Origin of the sequence: Thalassobacterium maritimum, assembly GCF_031127805.1 — a bacterium.
Classification (GTDB): domain Bacteria; phylum Verrucomicrobiota; class Verrucomicrobiia; order Opitutales; family Coraliomargaritaceae; genus Thalassobacterium; species Thalassobacterium maritimum.
The window spans coordinates 49,109-69,012 of sequence record NZ_JARXHW010000026.1 but is presented as its reverse complement, the minus strand read 5'-3'; the positions used below and the strand labels follow the sequence as shown (position 1 = coordinate 69,012).

Here is a 19,904-nt window from a genome sequence, read left to right as displayed (position 1 = left end):
GCTTCTCTAGTGATTGATTTGTTATTCAGGTCTTTCACAATGGACTTTCACCATATAAGGTTATCAACATGCCGGGCATACCCAGGCGAGAGTGGTCAACTCCGTTCGTGCCTCACTCCGTGCCACCTCTTGACGATCAGGGAATGAAATTTAAAAACGAAACCCAATCAGACGTATTTCTTAACCGCTTATCTAACCCGACGCTAATAACGAAAAATGAAACCTCATCATAAGCGTAAATTATTGAAAATAAAGCCTGCTGCGTGGGACAAGGTCCTTTACGCTGCGGTCTCTCCCGACAAGGTCGGGAATGGAAAAGCAGCCGTGTCCTGCGAAGCCTAGGGGCGAAGCGGGAAGCATGAGTGCAGTTGAGCGGTCAGGGCATCCGACACATTCGAGTCCTGATCCAGTCGGCACAGACAACCCATTTATCCCGCCCGTAAAACTCTAAAAATCAACAGGACGACTGAGCTCACAGGCTGAGATGCCACGTTCTCAGAGAAAGGAAATGAAACTAATAACATTAAGCTGGATTCTTGCCCTGTTTGCAGTCATCGGCTGCAAACCAACAGCGAAGATAACTGGAGAGCCGAATCTCTTCAAGTCGGTGCATTTCGAGGCTTTTGAGCATCAAGGAGAGCCGGGATGGATGAAGATGACTATCGAGATAGAGCTGTCTCGCTTTACTCCACTCTATCCGACTGGAATCAAAAATAAGAATAAAGCTTCAAGGCTGAAGCTTGCTCTCCTTAGAACAGAAGTGCGAGAGAAGTCTTTTATCGGCGAATATACATTTAAGCCGTTAGAAGATGAAAAGATTATCCTTCACATGGAGGATTTCACTTGGTCAACCTATACCGAGTTTCGCCCAATTGAGCTTCCCTTGAAAAATGAAAGCGAGAACCAATCGCAGTGAGTAATGTCGCTAACGCGATATAGATCATGCTCGACGATATCAGGGAATGAAATTTAAAAACGAAACCCAATCAGACGTATTTTTTTAACCGCTTATCACCGCTAATGGGACGCTTATCCAACCCGACGCTAAAAACGAAAAATGAAATACATATTCACACTATTGTCATGCGCTCTCCTTGTATTATGCGCTTGCGACCAAATTGAAGAAGCTAAAACAGAATCATCGTTTTGGGGAACTGGAGCTACAGGAAAAACGACTTGGCCGACCCATTTTGAGCCAACTAAAAACTATAAAATTGAGGGCACGATCACGCATGGCGAGATCGAAAACTTCCTTAATATTAAAGAGAATAAAATCTCCTATAACTCGTTCAATGCAAAGACTCACTTCCTAGCGATTCAAGGGCTTGTCTATGACAAAAAAAATAAAACTGAAAAACAGTTATTCGACTATTACCACCGTATGGAATCCGCTGACAGCGGAACTGCATACCTATACATAGCCTTAGCTCCTGAGGAATTTGAAGTCGATTTCTTCTCGTCCAAAAACTGGAAACTATACATCCAATCCAGTTCAGAGTTCTCAGGTAACCAGCAACATGGAACATCTGAACAGCGAATGCGAATCCCAAATCTCGCGAAGGGCACGAACAGTATCTCTTTTTCTGCTTCACCAAGAACCGATAGCCAACAAATACCGTATATCAGAGTTTTAGATACAGACAATTTTGAGATTAGGATCTATTCTAATCTCGTTGAACACCCTAACAGAGCGAAACCAGACGGAGCTGGTCTACCCCACTCACGCGCCAGTAATTCGACAACCTCTTAGACTACTAATCACTCGGGCTGGGTTGCCAATCCTCCTCCACGATATGCAGAAAGAAATGAAAACCTTCAGATTTACAGCCCCTGAGCCATCTCTTACTCCTAAAGAAAAAGAAGGCAGAAAGAAGAATGAAGGATCCGTGAGTGATACCATATTCTATTCTGTAGCTTTGGTGCTGTTGGTTCTCGAGTGGATCTATGCTCAAAAAAATGGACTCTCAATTACACCACATTTGTGCGGAGTTGGTGTTTTACTCCTAATATTGACACGACAGCTAGTAAGAAAAATGAATGTTAGAACCACCCGGAGCAGGACAACCCGATAAACCGCCCCTAAAACTCTAAAAATCAACAGGACTTCCTACTCATCAGGCGGGTTGCCTGTCCTCACCGATATCAAAAAAATGGAAGAATCAATCGGACTGCTAAGCTTCTTCTTTTGGGAGTTCATCATTTATGGAATTTGCTATTTCACCGGTTGGATCCTTTTGAAAATTTTAAGCTTTGGAAAACTGTCAATTGAACCAAGAAGAAGCAAAAGAAAAGAAAACTTAAAACCCACTAAGCTCGGGACAACTTATACATTCTCTGACTCGTGGACGATGTGGATTGGAGTTGGATTCTGGGTTGCCGTTAGTATCGTCGTTGCTATTCTAAAACAAACCACATAATATCCACATTCACAAAAAAATAGAATATGATCAACATCCTAGTGTAGGTCAGCCAGTGGCGAGCTCCTTGCTATCCTGGCAACTGCTGGTGAGCGTACATTCAAAGAAGATAAGCGGATTAACATTCGATTAAGTTCCCACGACCTCGTGGGTATTGAGCGAAAAGCCGTGCAGAAGGGCATTCCCTATTAAGCATTGATCTGCCTGGTTGCCAAAACACCTCCCCGACACAACTGCGTCATTTACACACCGGGTCTGACCTGATGGTCCGTTCCGGTTCCTCCGGCCTGGCCGCGTCTTGTCGCTTCGCTCGGAACGCGATCCTGGGCCCGCTCTCTGTGCCTCATTTCGTGAGCTGTTTACTAGTAAAGTCGATCAAGGCTAGGATGAGACTCAACGCACGGAGGCCTTAAGTTTAGGCTTCTCAAACAGATAGCTAGCCCAAACCAAACCGGCACGGTGCCACTTATCAGCGTCGTGCCAGGTTTGTTGCTGCACAAAGCCAGCGTTCTGACTGAGCTCCAGCACCCGCTCTTCGGAAAGCTCGGCATAGTATCGTTGATATTCATCGCGGCCTTGCTCATCCAAGCCTGAGCGATTGGAGGAAACTGTGAGCAGAAGTCGCCCCTCGGGCTTTAACATACGATACATCTCTTCAAGTGCCAGTTGCTGACGATCGGGCGCGATATGCATCAAGACCGCACTACAAAATATACCATCGAAATGCGACTGCCAACGCTGCAGCAACTCGTCCTCCTGCAGTGGGATCGCCCCTTGACTCAGACGCCCCTGCAAACGAGGGAAATGCTCTAGCGCCGTCTCCATCAACACCTGAGAGGGCTCCAACCCGCGCACATCATAGCCTGCTTCCAGAAAACGCGCCATATCCACCCCACTGCCCACACCAATATCTAAAATATGCGCACGATGCCCAAAGGCTAATTTAAGACGTTCGACGGGGACACGATCTCCCGATCGATAACGTGCGGCAAAAACAGAGGCGTGTGTATCGTAAGCTTCAATAGTCTTGGGATCCATGAGTGTATTTGTTGTTAGGGCTAGGCTACGCCATCCGACTTTTGAGGGGCATTTTACGCAGATACGAGCTGCCATACCACACACTGACAGGTCTCACTATAACTGTGAGATAGACGGAGAATGATATATTAAAACACCGCCACCATAAGTAAAACTTCAAGCGACCCAAAACAGAATAAGTAAACTTGTTAACAAGTGGCAAGTGTTTTACAGCGCTAGGGAATGGACATAAGCATTCGTATGCGCGTGGATAAACAAATCCACTGATAAACCAGGAGACGGGTACAGCAAAAGACCGAGTGTCACCACTCGGTCTTGAAAAGTACTAATGAGCGCGACCTGCAACCGGCTCCTCTGAGAATCTAGACTAGTATAACCGCTCTAGTTGAGCAGCGCAAGCGCACACAGAGCCACGCGACGCAGCCCCAAAGGAGCACGCCGAGTAGAATCCCGCAGCCTCCCCAGAAGACATCTTGCCAACACGCCCAACGCTTAGACATCCATAATTGCATAAACTCCGTCAGTACTAATAGAATAAACCATACGCTAGCACCAAGAACCACGTGCATAAAGTAACGCACGCCCGCTGAAATCATTACAGCCGGGCATAATTGCTGATATAGAGAGATACACCAACAAGTCAGAAAGCTTGCCCCTAGATAGGGAACGCCAGTCCTTAAATTCCCGTTTCGATCTGCCCAGTCGGCAAGCCAACGCGGTAACCATGTAATTTCTGAAAGTGCAGGTGAACTGCGTAACGAGAAATACAGTACCAAGCCTACTGTTATCAGGACAGCCAAACCAACCAGAAGCAACTCATAGAGTTTAACGCGAACGCTCATAACTCTATTTCAAAGCCTCAGATCTGAACGAGCGGATAATTAATTATATGTGGCTCCTGTATCACCAGCGTTCGTGTTCCCCGTTGGGATCGAACCGCTGCCCCCACTCGTGCTCGCTCCTCCAACAAGACCTGTTGAACTAGAACCCGCAGCACCAGATTCGCCACCACCGGTCGTTTCAGCACCACCACTCGTGGCTCCCCCACCGCCTGTCGTTTCGCCTCCGCCGGTCGTTTCACCACCGCCTGTCGTTTCACCACCGTCAGTCGTTTCACCTCCGCCAGTCGCTTCGTCACCGCCAGGCGCTTCGTCACCACTAGGGCTTTCACCAGACTCACCTTCACCAGTAGCCCCCGTGTCGGCACCAACAGAAGATTGGACTGCGGCGACAACATTAGCGACAGAAACTTGAGCGACGACTGGGTTTTTAGCCACTGCTACCGACGCAACCGAAATCACAGTAGTTGAAGGTAATCCAGCCGATAGAGCTTGAACAATCGCTGCTTCCACAGCTTCTGGCGTACTTGCCGCAATCAGTGCCATCTCTAGCGCCTGCTGAATCGCAGCTTGCTCCTCAGCACTCAACTCAGCAGGTATTTCTGTTTCGACTTCTACAGCTTCAACAACTCCACATCCCCATGCTAACAGCACGAAAAAGACAATCTGATAGGTCTTATATTTATTTTTCATAGTTCTAGGTTAATTAATAAGCATTCTCGCGGTTAATAAAAGTGCGCAGCATGATATAGAAATCGAACCACACACTTGCTCTCTCAATATACTCAATATCACAGCCAATACGTGACACTAAACTAGTATCTCCTCGCCAACCATTAACTTGCGCCCATCCAGTTAGCCCGGGTTTAATCGTATGACGCAGATTGTAATAATCGATTTCTGATTTAAACCCTTCAATCAACTCAGGACGCTCGGGGCGTGGTCCGACTAGACTCATCTCCCCCTTAAGCACATTCCAAAACTGAGGCAACTCATCAATATTCATTCGCCGCATGAATGCCCCCACTTTCAATCGACGTGGGTCATTCTCGACACACCATTTTGCACCCGTCTGTTCTTCTGCATCCAGCCGCATTGAGCGAATCTTAATAATCTTAAATGGTTGACCATTGCGCCCCACACGAGTCTGCCGGTAAAAGACTGGCCCAGGAGATTCTCGTCTTACACGCCAACAGAAAAATGCAATCACTGGAGCAAACATCACAAGTCCAAACAGGCTGCCCACGATATCCCAACAACGCTTCAGCAAAGCGTTTCCAATATGATCCAATGGGCGCCGCGCTTGCGTTAACAAGGGAATCCCTTGAATCGTCTCCACATGCAGACAACGCGTCAAAGTCGCAATGTGATTTGGCATGACAATAAAATCCAACATTTCACGAGCACACAATTGCTGAATCTCTTTCTTTTGTTCATAGTTCATACCTGAATTCGAAAGAAGAACAGTATCATAATCTCCATTAATAATCACTTGTTCGAACCCGCTTTCGATCTGCCAGCTCGGAATCGCTGCTGGAAGTCCACTGATATCCACCGACTGACTGTTCGTAATGATGCCCTTCACTGAAAAAGGAAAACTACCTCCTTTAGCTTCAGCGCGCTCCGTGAGCTGCTGCACTCGTGGATTCCAACCAATGACCAAAGTGTTCCGCCTGACTGCATCCAAGAAATACCTCTGAACAAAATGCCGTGTAAACAAGTACCTCCAAGTAGGCATCAAGCATAACAGTACGATTGTCGTGCAAATCACGAACATACGTGAAATAGATGGTTCAACTCTTAAGGTCAATGATACCAACAATAGCACACATGCCCATGCCAAGATAGGGCGCATCAATCTCCACGCGGAGTAAGTAGGACGAAGAAAGTTCACACGACCATAGTGATCGTTCACCACTAATGCCCCCATCATTAAGGCAAATGCCAAGAAAAACTGAGGCATGTACGCAGATGTCGAGTCAAAGCTAGCATCCATTCCTAACTTGCTCAAAATTGTATTGAAACGCAATTGAAAACCGACCAATAAGCTAACGATAACAATGCCAGCATCCCCCAACAATAAAGCAGTTGTTAACAACTGGAGCTTTGTATAACGACGCTCACGAGCCATTGCTCGTGACTCCAATGTATCAAATGTCAAACTTTGACTGTGATTCTTAGATTTTATCTCCATAACTTTGTAGCGTTTGTATCAAGTTATTTAGTTAGTTAATTGCTAACGTAGGAAAAATAAAAACACTAAAATGTGCCTCCCCCCATCGCTTGCCACTAATCCCGATTATTAGTTAATTTACTTACCGAAGAAACGAGCACAAACTATGCCACGCACTTCCCCTACCACCTAATTTCGCAATATTAGACAAAAGCGCTCAAAAAGAATAGCTAGTGCAATCAATCAGCTCAATAGCATGCAATACAGTGCACACTAGGCATCCAGTATTTAGTTCGACATACAAACCGAAATCCGACTTCTAGAAGTAAAATTCAGTCGGAGCACGACCTATGGTTATATTTAATACATGTATTCTAATAGCACTAGCCCTTGCTAATGGCGGTCGACACGACTGGGCATACGAATGGGGTTCACTATTGCTCAGCTTGAATGCCCTACCACTCGTCGCTCATTTAGTAAAGACCAGAGCGACACGTCACGGGCATGGTCCAATATTTTGGGGAGGTCTGGTGATGGCTCCCTGGCTACTCTTTGACATCCTTTTTACCCATGCACTATTTAACCCGAACTTCGCAACAATATACAACAATCTCTTCAGCCCTCTACTGCCGTTAGAGTATAATATCGCATGGCCGACCACCCCCAACCCTGAGCGCAGCCGTCTCTTCCTTCAATTTCTAATTGGACTGCAACTCATGACGCTTAACCTCATCTATACTGGCAGTCCCCGTCAGCAAATCCGCCATTGCCTCGCAGCGATCTTTCTCTCTGGTGCAGCACTTGCGGTTATAGGCGGATTAATGAAACTCACCGGCAGTAGAGAATTCCTTTGGCTAATCGAATTGCGTGAACCCGCAGCCTACGCAACATTCTTTTACAAGAACCACTGGGCTTACTTCGCACTATTAGCCGCTGGATGCGGGATGGCGCTCTTCCACAACACGTACGCCAAAGAGAAACACAGCGGACATCTCCCCGAAAAGAGCATTGGCATCGCCCTACTCATCTTAGTGATACTTATCAGCATACCGCTGGCTGAAGCTCGAGGAGCTAGCTTAGTTGCGATCCCCTTGATGATTGCATTCATACTATCAATCACACGCCCCCTACATAAGCACGGAACAAAACTCGCTCTGAGTATCACATTATGTCTACTCATACTCACTGGACTAGGACTCTATCAAGTCGCCAAGCCTCAAATTATTCGAGCGCAGCAACGCAGTCACAGTCAGATCGAAGCCGCAAAGCATGGCAACTTTCATGACGTCAAGCGTCTCGCGCTCTACCGAGACTGCTGGAGCATGTTTAGAGATCGCCCCTACTGGGGATGGGGCATTGGAAGCTTCATCCACATCCACCCGATTTATGCGGGCCCCGAATTCTACGAAATAAATGCAGCCTACCCCATCGCTTACGAATTTACCCACAATGACTACCTGCAGGCACTCGCTGAAATGGGCCTAGTGGGCAGCCTGCTACTGCTCAGCCCCTTCGTATGTCTGCTAATAGGCAGCCACAAAAAAGCCAAGTGGCTGAATAAAATCAGCCCTTGGCTTTTGAGCGCTACGTGTGCGGTCATGATCGCGGCAAGTTTTGATATGGCACTCGCCGCGCCCGCAATTGCCATGGGCACACTACTGATCGGCGCAAGCAGCGTGAGTTACGCCTTGCAGGCGAAACAACATAAGTAGCTAAAGCACACGCCCCATAAAACGTTCAAACTGATCGACAATCCTTTCAATCTGAAAGCTCGCTTCAGCGTAACGACGCGCGTTCGCTCCTAACTCACGACATAGCGCCTCGTCTTGACGCAAGCGATCCGCTGCACTCATAAAAAGGTCGGCACGATCGGGGGCTGCAGTAAAGCCCGCCTGGCCTGTCCTTACAGTTTCAGCGGCAAGATTTTTATCAGCCACGGACAACAACAAAGGACGCGCTGCGCATAAATAAGTTAACACCTTAGAGGGAACACAAATATGACTAGCCTCTGGCTCTAAAGTCGCAATTAAGACACTCGCTGTAGCCAGAACTTCCGGCACTCGGGCCGCAGCTTGCATGGGTAACACAATTAAGCAGCCATTCAATTCAGGTCGAGTCAGTTGCTCACGCAGATAGTCTGCTCCAGTTCCCTCGGCAACAACAACAATTCGCACACTCGGATCCCGGGCATAGCGTTCCGCACATTGTAATAATAACTCTGGATTGTGCTTCAAGCCCATCGTCCCCGAATACAAGAAACAGAATTTGCCGACCAAGCCATGCTCACGCGACCAGTCATTCTCCTGCGCAAGAACTGGCAGTGATTCAATCGGTGCCCAATTCGCCATAACTTCCACCTGATCATCCGGGTAGCCCCACTCATGTAATTGTTGGCGAAAGCCTTCGGTGATCACAAGAACTCCATCACACTGACGAATCTGCCGGCGCTCCCAGAAATGAAAAACATTTCCAATCAATCCCCCCAGCGGACCGAACTTTTTATGCAAGATACTTCGAACCGCTTCGCAATAGAAGTCCTGCGTCCAGCAAATAAATCGAGCGCCGCTCTCACGCGCAGCCTGCTGTAAAGCAGACTGTACATGCGTAGGTGCATTTGCCGAGAGGACCAGATCCGGTTCGGCTTCAACGACAGCAGTTGCAGCGACACGCGCATAACGGGCTTCCAAGTTAAATCGCTTAAAAAAAGAGTATTTCACCGCTTGATAATCACCAGGCATCTGCAGTCGCTTAACTTCGTAGCAAGGTTCAGAAACCGCCAAGCTGCCTGACCGATCCACCGATAGCAATTCAACATAGGCATGCGTCACATGTTCATGTCTACGTGCCAATTCAGCAGTAAACGAAAAGAACAAAGGATAATCTCCAAAATCGTGAAAAAATATTTTCAAAATAATTACTTCCAACGTGGCTTAATCGGACGACAAGGATTACCTGAACAAATCATATTATCCGGCATGTCTTCTAACACAACAGAGCCTGCAGTGATCACCGCATCTGTTCCAATTGTAACGCCAGGCGCAATGAAACTTTGAGCTCCGACCCAAGCGCCATCCTTAACGGTGATCGGCGCATTTCGAAACGGCATCGAAGGATCTCTAAAATCATGATTGCCAGTGCATAAAAAAGCGCGCTGTGAAATACAACAATGAGACCCAATGGTTACTGCACTGAAGTTAAGAATAAAAACCTCCTCGCCAATCCAAGTGTGATCGCCGATCTCTAGTTGCCACGGAAGATGGATATTAACCTTCGGCTTCAGCAACAGATTTTCGCCCACGGTTGCTCCAAACTTCCGAAGAAGAAAGCATTTCAACTTCCCGGGCCAAGGTAATGCACAAGAAACAAATGCTATCTTCATCAAATACCAACTGATTACCCAGGCTCTTGGTCGCCCACCAGTAACAACCATTGGATCATGATCCACCAGGTCCTGTCGCACTAAGGAATTCATTTAAGAAAAAGGAGATATTCTACAAAATACCACAAGTTCAAGTTTAAATCAGTTGGTAGGGCTCAATAACTGCTCCCACGATTTTATAATTTTACTGCTCGAGTTGTAGTCCTCGATTAAAAGGGCAGCATTTGATCGAATCCGGGCAGACTCGCTAAAAGAATCCAAAATATAGTTGAGCTCATCCTCCAATTTAGACCAAGAATTCAACTGAATACAATGACTCCTACTAATTGCCGGGATCGATTGGAAAGCTGCCGACTTCCCCAGAACAACACAACCAGATCCCATCGCATATATTGCCCGATTTTTGATTCCCGTGCCAACTTCATCAGGTAAAACAATCGCAACTGATTCAGATAGGTATGAATCCAAGTCTTCAACCCATTCCAAAAAATGAACTGGAGCACGATTTTCACCGAATTCACGGCATAAATCTGCGCTGCCCTGCCCTAATATAATCAACTCTAACCCAATTTTCTGGCATGATTCCGATAACACATCAAGACACTTTAATCCAGAGCGGAACAAGTAGTTGATGCGAAAATCAGCCCAAAGAACAACTCGCCGATTCGTATATCTTTTTATTTCACTCGAATTGATAACGTCCGCCATCCCCAACAATGGAATAGAGCGTATGGAATTGGAGCGATGCATTAAAGACAAGAACCGGGCATCCTCAAAACCACAAACATAAGTATACTTTGAGGATCGGATAGCCCTCGACTCAAGGAATAAGCAAGCTCTCTTTTCTATACTTGAGAGTAATCTCTTATAAATCCCGGTAAACTTGAGATATTTCGCAATGCGAATAGATCGTAGAGAATATGCATCTACTGGCCCCCATACAATATGATTAGACCTGATTAGCGACGGAATCCATGCTAACGCAACGCCTTGTATGTAAATGGAATCCTTGTTATTTAGCCATTTTCGGACACGAGCACGAATCTCACGATCTCGCGGAAAGAAACTCACAGAGACTCCTCCTGTAAGAAGATGAATAATTGATATCATTGCCTGGATTTTATACGAAAATCTCGTCTTAAACAGAACCCCATCTCCGAGTGAAAATATCTTTTTCTTACATGTTTCCGCGCCACGAGATTCAAGCGCAATAATATCTACCTCGTGCCCCTCCGCGCGAAAATAATTAACTAAATCAATAAGCTGCACCTCGATACCTTCTGAAGGTGGATATCTAAAATTACTGACTACAATACCAATTCTCATAACTTGTATTCGTTAACGACTCCTAACGAAGCTGCCTTCTAATCCTAAAAAACAAAGGATTGGGAACACAACAAGAGACCATCATTCGCAACAGCTTAATAAAATTGGTAGAACCTGAAATATAGGAAAGGATACGATCATCACGCAAACGGTCAGGCCCTAAAACTACACACACGTTTAATAGATCATCCTGATTGATCGAATCCTTCTTCAACAATAGGTGCGTTTCTTTAGAAGTGTGGGTAGCGTCAGGAGTAATTCCGATAGACTGCGATAAACTAGAAGTCGGAGTTAATGAAATACCATCATGGGACCAAACAGTAGCCACCCAACGATAAGCCCATGATGACATTTTGCCTTGCTTACATAATTTAAATGCTAGGTAAAAATAAATTGCATTCGAAACGCTAGGAAAACGAGCTCGCAATGATTTAAAAGTGACTGCCTCACACATTAGAGAATCATCATATAAGGACCAACGATTACGCCAAGTTGCCCACCCCCATGAACTGATAAATTCACCTTTAAAAAAAGGCTTAGCTAAACCTTGTCGAGGAGTAACAAAAGAATTGATTAAAAATACTTCATTTGAATCAGCGTATGCTGGAAGCATAACTCGCATCGCATCAAAATATGTAGAATCAATAATAACATCATCCTCATTGATAACACCAAATTCAACTTGCTCAAAAAACCAATCAATCGCTTTAGTCATAGCATACCTACAACCTAGGTTTTTTTCTGAGTATAAAATCCTGGATTCGTCTACGATATATTTACGAGCGACTTCACGTGCTGAAGCAACAGCAACGGATTCACCTGAATTTTTAGGTCCATCAAATGCGATGAATACATCAACAAAATCAATGCGAGACAGCTGTTCCAGCACTAATTGAACCTTATCAGGCCGATTATACGCAGTGACAAGAACGGGTAAGCGATCGAGTATCTTCATGAAATTTGGAATTTTTTAGGACTCATACGTATTCAAATTAAAATTACATTGAATCAAACCACTCTCGAACAATGAGGACTTTTAACATCTTTAATGTCTCCACTCGCATTAGCATCAAATAGGCCTGCAAGACCTCCGACAGAAAAAAACAAAATAAAATTCTGCTCTAGGCTAGAATTGAACATAGATAAAACCAATGAGTAAAAGAATAACACACACAGTAATTGCCCCAAGCTTGAAGATATAATTTCACATCTATTACGATAGAAATCTAGAGCAAACAGTAGTAGGAATAGAAACGATAGACCGGCGCCAAATGCACCAAACCGAATGAGTATTTCGATTACTATATTGTGAGGGTAATGACCCACATCATAGTCAGCTATCCCAAACATAACAGAACGAGCAGTATCCATCCACGAGTGGTAATAGTTCGCTAAAATTGTGTCTCGACCCGATGAAAAGCCTCCCAATTGTCCTTCGCTATAGGTAAAACGCTTAAAGACATATTGTAACTGATTCTTTAAAGGCGTACCAACATATACAAATATGCTACCTAAAAATATAATGACGGCCTGGCATCCAGATACACGACGATAGTTTATGATAGACAATAATAGCGCGGAAACACCTGCCGCAATAATTGCTCCGCGTGAAGCAGTAAAAACAACGATACATGCTGACGTCATTGATGCAATAAAAGCTATGAAAGCTCCTAAACCAACTCCACGAATAGCAGCAAACAACATAAGTAAAAACACTGCCGAATAATTGATAGCTAAGCCGACAGCAGAAAATGAGTCTTGATCGAAATTATAACGCTCGCCGGCAGAGATACCGCCTGACATAAACAATCCGATGACTGAAAGGCACGCAACGACAGTAGCAATATAGATCAGTATATTTATTCTACTTAGATCTAAACCATGTTTTCCAAATTCATAAGCAGCCACAAAGAACACACCACACTTTCCAAGTAGATAAAAGTACCGGAAATCAAATCCAACCTGAGCATTGATGATACTCACGACACTCAGCAAAACTAGACTCAGCGATAAGGCTAAGATGCGAGAGCCGATCATATAGCCCGAGCGACGGAGCTCCAGAACGGTCGCAATCAACAAAGTTAATAAGATTAGAGATAGTATTAATGGACGAGTTGAGGAAGGAAGGAATGCCGAAAGAGATGGACTAATCAAAATTCCAACCAAGCAATAAAATACTATAGAAGTGTAGTGCATTAGTATACCTCCGTATTCAGCTTCATTATAAACCTGCTAAAATAAACCTCTAAACTGTTCGACCGAACACCTGGACTGAACCCTAGAAAAAGACTGCTCATCTACAGGTTTAGCCACCACTTCAGAAACAGCTTCAATAAAACTATCCACTGAATTCAAAGTAAAAACTCTGCCACATTTCGTCTCACAGACGGCACGCCCGATTAAGCCATAATCAGTCGCTACGACCGGCTTTTGATACGATGCAGCATCCATAAGCACGCCTGAACTACCTCCAAAATCTATATAAGGTAACATCACAACATCAGCATTTTCATACGCTGACCGATAGTCAGATTCGCTTAAAAAACGATTATCTAAGATCACCTCCACACCCAGTGCTTCAATTCGCAACAAGGCCACCTCAATATCAGGATCTTGCAATACACCTGCGACATGAATACGATACTCAAAAGGGAGAGGATGCTGCACCAAGGCATTCAAGGCCCAAGCAGTCCCCTTTCTCTTGCCATGTGCTCCAATAAATAACAGCGTAGGAACCGCTCTCATGCCCTGATACTCTTGGAGAACTTCAGATGGATATGGCTCTTTCGCCCAGTAATCGCAGGGTTTCAATGATACGGAATGGGCAATAGACCTCGCCAGTAAATCATCGAGAAAAAACAACCGCTCGGTATCCTTTACCCATCTAGTAAGAAGCCAACGCGAGCAAGCCCCTTTAGCTTGGCTAATGAGCGAAGAGCGATACATGAAATTTGAACGAAACCAAATACCACCGATCGAAACTCTTGAAACAGATGCCCCTAAACCGAAAATGAGCCTTAAAAACACTGGAATATCCAGCTGATCTGCTTCCATCAGAAAGAACTCTGAAGGAGCACCATGGTCTCGGATATGCTTTTTCAGCATATCTATGCGCAAACGATGCGTCTTAGGAGGATCATCCGATACAGTGATCGACATTCCCTTTGAACGTTCAGCAAAATTCCGTAAATGCTTCGAGTCACCGACAAAACCAGTAATCGAGGGCAGATCACTGATACAACTGGTATAAAACAAGTGATGCCCCCCAGCATTAAAATCTACGATACAAATTGACATACTTAATTCAAATCAAGCGAAGTTAGAGCAGCCTCATCTACCAAAAATCCTTTAAGTGACTTATAGAAGTATAACAATGATAATGGAACACCGACTCCACCAACGCTAAGTAGTCCCACAACAAGAACCCCATCAACACCTCTCGAAACTGCAAATGGAAGTAACAAGCAAAATACCACTGCCGTAGATAAGTTCACCAAAACACATGCGGTCTTTAACTTCATAACGAATAAAGATAGTGTAAAAATGTGAAAAATACAATTTATGGAAAAATAGCACCCAAAAAGAAACATGATATGGTTCGAGATTGCAGCCTCCGCTCCGACCCAGGCTGTAGTTAATGCTTCACCATAAATTTTACCAATGAGCGCGAGCACAACTCCCATTCCAACAAATAGAAGTGTGATTTGGACGACTCTCCTAATTGCCCACAAAAAGTCCCCCGAAGTCCACGCATCCGACAGACTACCGAACATCGGCTGAGTGAGAGAAAGGGTAATTCCTCCTAAAATCGAAAGCAGGACCATCAGCAACGAATAGGTTGTAACATCCACAAGGGCTCCTTCGCTCGCGAATGTGAGTTTTGGAACTTCCCGAATAACTAATGGCAATACAGTTTGTGCAATAACAAAAGCCCCACCACCAAAGATCATACTCCGAACAAGAGAAGGACGCATACCGTCAAAACGAGGACATGTCTCCGGATGCCTTATCACAAAATGAATACTACTCAGTATCTGGAAGAATAAAGATGGCAAATAAAAGGCTAATAGATATGCAATCACATTCCCCGAAGGATTTACGTTATAGTATATCAGTATACTCACCGCCGAGGCAAATGAACCGAGACCGCCATATACGTTGTTATAGTACAGTTCCTGATAGGCATTTTGTGCAGAAATGAAAATCGAAATCATTAACTGCAACAGGCCAAAAAATAATACCAAGCATAATACGTCTACAACTAATTCAGGTGCGTAATCATAGACGCCGCCAAAAACTTCAGAAAGTCCGTAAATCCTACAATATCCATACAATAAGAAAATGAATACAAGTCCTACTGAAATTGTTGTTACAAGCGCATTTGAGAGTATTGCAGAAACCTCTCTTCCGCTGCTTTTTCGCGCGCTAGGAAGCAGGACAACAAGATATCCCCCAATTCCCAGATTTGAAAACATAAAGAAAGCAAGAATTGAACTCGACAAGGCGAATATTGCAAAATCCTGGACACCTAAAGACCGGACAACTAAAGGCAGAGCAAACAATTGAAGCGCGGCGCCACCGAATTTTGAGCCAAACGCAGTCAGCACTGACAATGCGATTCGCCCATCTCGACTAGCCTTAAAACTTTTTAAACGACTTAAAATCACTACTTAGATTTCCTGCAGCTTTAATTTTCGCCTCATGTATTTAAGAGCAAGCGGCATCAATACTCGCTGAGTGGCATGAGCCTCAGCCACAAATTCGGTTTTTTTAAATTCAACATTAACTTCTTTTACTCGACCCAGATACTTCAAGCATTGATGTGTAAGTTCCTCCCCAAGAGTCAGATAATTGAGTTGATGCTTCAAAGAAACCAGAGTCAAAATACTTTGATCATGTCGGTGGGCCTTAAACGATGAACTTTGAAACTGTTTTCGATCTTCTCCCACATCTCCTACTAAATTGAAATCGCGGCAACAATTTTCCCATTCAGTAATCGCAGCCATTGTGGATTCACTTTTAATCCACATTGAGAAAGTGGCCTGAATTTGAGGAGAGTTACGATATTTAGAAGTGTTACAGTCCATCTGTTCAAAACATTCTTTTCGTGTCCACTGCTGATTCGAACCAAACTGTGGAACTAAAACACCCGTAAACCCAGAAGAGCGGAATTCTTCGATCAAATACTTGGCTCCGGTGGAAAGTCTAAAACCACCATCGTACCGACCAGAGTCCGAATAGAAAACCAAACCACCTGGAGCAACATCCTCTAGAGCCTTACGAATAATGAATGGTTTCCACCAGAAATACATACTTCCAGTATGATCCTTAATATTCTTATCCAAACTCCGGTATTCAGGCGTCTCCATCAAACGCGCTCGATCCCAAACCTCTATGGCATCAAAAATGCCAAGCCCTTCCGCATCTCGGACGATTTGGTCACGGGGTTGCAGAAATACACCATCTCCATAGCATACAAAAACTGAGTTATGATCTCTTTGATCAACCATAAATAATCTAATAAATCCTAGACGTTCAATTTTATTAAAACCACTCAAACCGTCTCAAACTATCAAGCTCCCCCTGAGGCATAATCCTTCTGATACTGATCCTCGTGCTTACCATATCCATACTGGTAACGATAACTATAGCTTTCGTATCCATAATCAGCCGCACTACCATAGCCAGCAGCAAGACGTAAGTCCTTCACTCCATTAAAGACAACACCGAGGACGGGTGCCTTCGAACGATCCATTTGAGCCACAGAATGTCGTGTCTTTTGGCGTGTAGTTTCATTCTGACGAGCGACGAAGAGACAATGGTCTGCATAGTCAGCTACCAACGTCGCATCGTGAAAAACGCCAACGGGCGGGGTATCGAAAATAATAAGCTCGAATTCCTGCTTCAGTCGAGAGACCAAGGTATCCATTCGCTTATCTTCGAGTACCGCGCTGGCATGCGTGGTCGACCCACCGGAGCTTAATAAGAAGAGCTTGCCACTCTCTCCTAATTTTTGGACTCCGAGTTTCTCGTCAGCAAATAGATCCTCGGCGACTGGCGCACCTGAATGCAACCATTCAATCAGTCCCTGTTTATTCTCAAGATTATGGTAACGGTGCTGACTGGGGCGACGCAGGTCGCAGTCCACCACGATGGTTTTCATTCCATGTGCGGCCAGCTCCGCTGCCAAATTAGAGGCGATGACTGACTTTCCTTCGGAGGGCACGGAACTGGTCACGACTAATGAGAGCGGTGACGGGAATTGGCCCAAGCTCAAGCGCAAGCTTCCATAGATTGAAGCAAACGCCTCCCCTAACAGATCATCCTTAGTTTGCGCTAGCTCAGCGATTTCAACGTCAGACTTACCTTTTATTAAACGCACATCCCCCAGGACAGGCTTGCCGACGAATCGCTCAATATCTGAAAATGTCCGAAGGCGATTGTCTAGAAACTCAATTCCAAAAGGCACACCAACAAAGAAGAAACCACATAACATGACCGAAGCTAGACCAATTTTTTTCTTATCTGGCCAAACCGCATGCTTCGGCAAAGCCGCTAAATCCAAAATTCGAATCGTGGTCAAATTCATCTGCTGCGCGATGCTGGTTTCATTGAACCGTGAAGTCACTCGATCGAAAATATCGCGTTGCGCTTCAACCTTACGCGAAAGCACGCGATACTCAATTGATAAACTTTCCAGCCGACGAGCTTCCTGCTCGGCTTCGTAATACTTAGTTTCAAGGCTTGCAAGCTCCTCGGTAACGGCTTGCTGCTCTCCTTTGAATTCACTGCGCGCCTGATTGATCGCAGTCCACAACGCAGCCGTGACAGCCTCTTGGGAGGCCGCATTTTCAACCATCTTTGGATGCCTCTCAAGGTAGGTCTTAGACAGCACTTGCTCCTCCTTTCTTAAACGTTGCAGCTCAGTATAGATTTCAGTGACATTCTCACGACCGCCTATCAGTGCAATATTCATGAGTAAGTCTAAATCTTCGCCAGCGGAGCCGATCTGACTCAAACGACTTTCAACTCCCAGCAAGCGTAGCCGCGTCTTGGTAATCGCAGAACTCAACTCACTTAGGCGCTCCGTAACAATCAACTGATTCTGCTCAACAGTTACCAGATCGTTTTCAGCACGATATTTCTGCAAAGCCCCTTCTTCTTTTTCCAAACGATCGCGCAGCTCCACCGTCTGCTCATCAAGAAAGTTCACTGCAATATCCGTGGACTGCCCACGAAGCTCCGATTGCAAACGAATATAGCGATTCACATAGCGATCCGCGATAAGCTTAGCCATGTGACGGTCAGCTAACTTAATCCGCACACTCAAAACCTGCGAGTCTGGAAGCCAACTGATGCGCAGAATATCTTCAGTCAAAAGGCTCGCAGGATCGGGCAGCTCGACTTCAGGATCCCGCCCTTCAACCGGGCCTACAACAGCGAGCATGAGGCGCTCGACCTGATCAGCGTCCAACGAATCGACTACAATTTGCGCCAAGGTTCGGCTCCTTAGCCGAGCGATATGCGTATTCATTGCGGTTTCGAGCAGACTACTATTTTGCACACCACTCTCAACGACTTCCTGAACATTCACAACGTTGTCGGTATTGAGCTCCACGACCATCGAAGCCTCGGCCTCGTATTGAGGGGTTTGGTTAAGAAAATAAAAGGCAAAGAGCGCCGCCACAACGATACCGAAACTCGAACCCAAAATCCAGCGCTGCCGGATGATATGAAAGAGGTCCATAATTGAGATAAATTGTATCGAACTACTTGCGTTCGGAACATTGCCTTGCTGTGGAGAATTTTTCTCTTTCATTGTTAAAAAATTAAACTGTGCAAACCTAACGGCCTTTTTTTGTTCTATACCTGTCGTATCGCCGGTCGCTAGTTTCCTAAAACGCTACCGCCATTGGTCGTATTCTGGAAAATCCGGAAAAACCAATCTGACTGACTTTGTTATGAATGAATGTCCACATGGTGGAGTGATAACTTTAGGGCAGATGAATCAGCGGACACAGATAGGGTAAGCAATCCGCTGTGAAACAATGGAAGACAGAAATCACTCAGTGACTCCTAAATATTTAAGTGTTGTCTAACGAAAGAACCCGCTAAAACAGACGACGTGGGACGAAGATAATATCGTCCGGTAAGGCGAGAAAGAGCTGTTCGGCTTTAGATTTACCACTGGCTTGAAGAATGGCCGCAACATCCACATCGAATGAGACCTCATCGGTCTGCCCGGCCCCCGTGAGAGTGCGTGTCACCTTTACGTCAGCCTTTTGTGCAGCACCAGTAAAGCCCCCGGCTTGGGCGATCGCAATTTGAATAGGAATCCCATTGCGGCCCTGGGGGATCACGATGGACCCTGGACTCTCGACTTCTCCTAGCACCGTGACGACTTTAGGCGAGAACTCTTCAATACTGATCGTCACCACTGGCTTCACTAAATAGCGTTGATTTACAAAGGCTTCTTCCAGCAATTTCTGGGCTTCAAAAACTGGCAAGCCTCCAATAGTCACATCGCCCAGCAAAGGCATTGAGATCGCCCCTTGATCGGAAATGCGCTGCTCACTTTGCAAGTCATCCTGACCATAGACAGAGATAATTAGCTTATCAAAGGGCGACAGTAAATAAGTATGGCCGACAGACTGAGAGTTTTCTGCATTGAGTGCCGAACAGACGTTCGCACTATACGCGAGCACTATGAATGTGAATATACGAAACATTGA

At 45.3% G+C, this 19,904-nt stretch carries 18 protein-coding genes; 5 read left to right on the top strand and 13 right to left on the bottom strand.

What is annotated here, in order from left to right:
- Positions 1–216: 216 nt before the first annotated feature.
- The 4 genes from QEH52_RS11955 to QEH52_RS11940 all read left to right on the top strand — a co-directional run bounded on the left by QEH52_RS11955 (position 217) and on the right by QEH52_RS11940 (position 2,417).
- Positions 217–342 (top strand): hypothetical protein, encoded by a 126-nt coding sequence (locus QEH52_RS11955; RefSeq protein WP_308950728.1) that lies wholly within the window; start codon positions 217–219, stop codon positions 340–342.
- 166 nt (positions 343–508) lie between these two features.
- The gene (locus QEH52_RS11950) at positions 509–916 is read left to right on the top strand and encodes a hypothetical protein (protein WP_308950727.1); all 408 of its coding nucleotides are present in this window, start codon (positions 509–511) and stop codon (positions 914–916) included.
- Between the two features lie 141 nt (positions 917–1,057).
- Complete coding sequence (locus QEH52_RS11945; protein WP_308950725.1) at positions 1,058–1,750, top strand: hypothetical protein; 693 nt, start codon at positions 1,058–1,060, stop codon at positions 1,748–1,750.
- A gap of 400 nt (positions 1,751–2,150) precedes the next feature.
- Positions 2,151–2,417 carry a hypothetical protein gene (locus QEH52_RS11940; protein ID WP_308950723.1) on the top strand — a complete coding sequence of 89 codons (267 nt, stop codon included), beginning with the start codon at positions 2,151–2,153 and terminating at the stop codon, positions 2,415–2,417.
- A 393-nt stretch (positions 2,418–2,810) separates the two neighbouring features.
- On the opposite strand, the gene QEH52_RS11935 is transcribed toward QEH52_RS11940, so the two are convergent.
- The 3 genes from QEH52_RS11935 to QEH52_RS11925 form a co-directional block, all read right to left on the bottom strand.
- A complete protein-coding gene (locus QEH52_RS11935) occupies positions 2,811–3,455 on the bottom strand; it encodes a class I SAM-dependent methyltransferase (protein WP_308950721.1) in 645 nt (214 codons plus the stop codon).
- 881 nt (positions 3,456–4,336) lie between these two features.
- Positions 4,337–4,987 carry a hypothetical protein gene (locus tag QEH52_RS11930; protein WP_308950719.1) on the bottom strand — a complete coding sequence of 217 codons (651 nt, stop codon included), beginning with the start codon at positions 4,985–4,987 and terminating at the stop codon, positions 4,337–4,339.
- Positions 4,988–5,000: 13 nt separating this feature from the next.
- Positions 5,001–6,488: a sugar transferase gene (locus QEH52_RS11925; protein ID WP_308950717.1), complete on the bottom strand. Its 1,488-nt coding sequence runs from the start codon at positions 6,486–6,488 to the stop codon at positions 5,001–5,003.
- A gap of 512 nt (positions 6,489–7,000) precedes the next feature.
- On the opposite strand from QEH52_RS11925, the gene QEH52_RS11920 reads away from it, so the two are divergent.
- On the top strand, positions 7,001–8,179 hold the full coding sequence (locus QEH52_RS11920) for an O-antigen ligase family protein (protein ID WP_308950716.1): 1,179 nt from the start codon (positions 7,001–7,003) through the stop codon (positions 8,177–8,179).
- On the opposite strand, the gene QEH52_RS11915 is transcribed toward QEH52_RS11920, so the two are convergent.
- The 10 genes from QEH52_RS11915 to QEH52_RS11870 form a co-directional block, all read right to left on the bottom strand.
- Positions 8,180–9,376 (bottom strand): glycosyltransferase family 4 protein, encoded by a 1,197-nt coding sequence (locus QEH52_RS11915; RefSeq protein WP_308950715.1) that lies wholly within the window; start codon positions 9,374–9,376, stop codon positions 8,180–8,182. It abuts the gene before it with no gap.
- Between the two features lie 5 nt (positions 9,377–9,381).
- Entirely contained in the window at positions 9,382–9,939 is a 558-nt protein-coding gene (locus QEH52_RS11910; RefSeq protein ID WP_308950713.1) for a WcaF family extracellular polysaccharide biosynthesis acetyltransferase, read from the bottom strand.
- Positions 9,940–9,987: 48 nt separating this feature from the next.
- The gene (locus QEH52_RS11905) at positions 9,988–11,172 is read right to left on the bottom strand and encodes a glycosyltransferase family protein (RefSeq protein ID WP_308950712.1); all 1,185 of its coding nucleotides are present in this window, start codon (positions 11,170–11,172) and stop codon (positions 9,988–9,990) included.
- A gap of 22 nt (positions 11,173–11,194) precedes the next feature.
- The gene (locus tag QEH52_RS11900; RefSeq protein ID WP_308950711.1) at positions 11,195–12,127 is read right to left on the bottom strand and encodes a hypothetical protein; all 933 of its coding nucleotides are present in this window, start codon (positions 12,125–12,127) and stop codon (positions 11,195–11,197) included.
- Positions 12,128–12,180: 53 nt separating this feature from the next.
- A complete protein-coding gene (locus QEH52_RS11895; RefSeq protein ID WP_308950709.1) occupies positions 12,181–13,155 on the bottom strand; it encodes an O-antigen ligase family protein in 975 nt (324 codons plus the stop codon).
- 249 nt (positions 13,156–13,404) lie between these two features.
- Positions 13,405–14,469 carry a glycosyltransferase family 4 protein gene (locus QEH52_RS11890; protein WP_308950708.1) on the bottom strand — a complete coding sequence of 355 codons (1,065 nt, stop codon included), beginning with the start codon at positions 14,467–14,469 and terminating at the stop codon, positions 13,405–13,407.
- 2 nt (positions 14,470–14,471) lie between these two features.
- Positions 14,472–15,839, bottom strand: a complete 1,368-nt coding sequence (locus QEH52_RS11885) for a lipopolysaccharide biosynthesis protein (RefSeq protein WP_308950707.1) — start codon at positions 15,837–15,839, stop codon at positions 14,472–14,474.
- A gap of 3 nt (positions 15,840–15,842) precedes the next feature.
- Positions 15,843–16,730, bottom strand: coding sequence for a hypothetical protein (locus QEH52_RS11880; protein WP_308950705.1), 888 nt, complete (start codon positions 16,728–16,730; stop codon positions 15,843–15,845).
- Positions 16,731–16,744: 14 nt separating this feature from the next.
- Complete coding sequence (locus tag QEH52_RS11875; protein ID WP_308950703.1) at positions 16,745–18,991, bottom strand: GumC family protein; 2,247 nt, start codon at positions 18,989–18,991, stop codon at positions 16,745–16,747.
- Positions 18,992–19,283: 292 nt separating this feature from the next.
- On the bottom strand, positions 19,284–19,901 hold the full coding sequence (locus QEH52_RS11870; RefSeq protein ID WP_308950701.1) for a polysaccharide biosynthesis/export family protein: 618 nt from the start codon (positions 19,899–19,901) through the stop codon (positions 19,284–19,286).
- Positions 19,902–19,904: the final 3 nt, after the last annotated feature.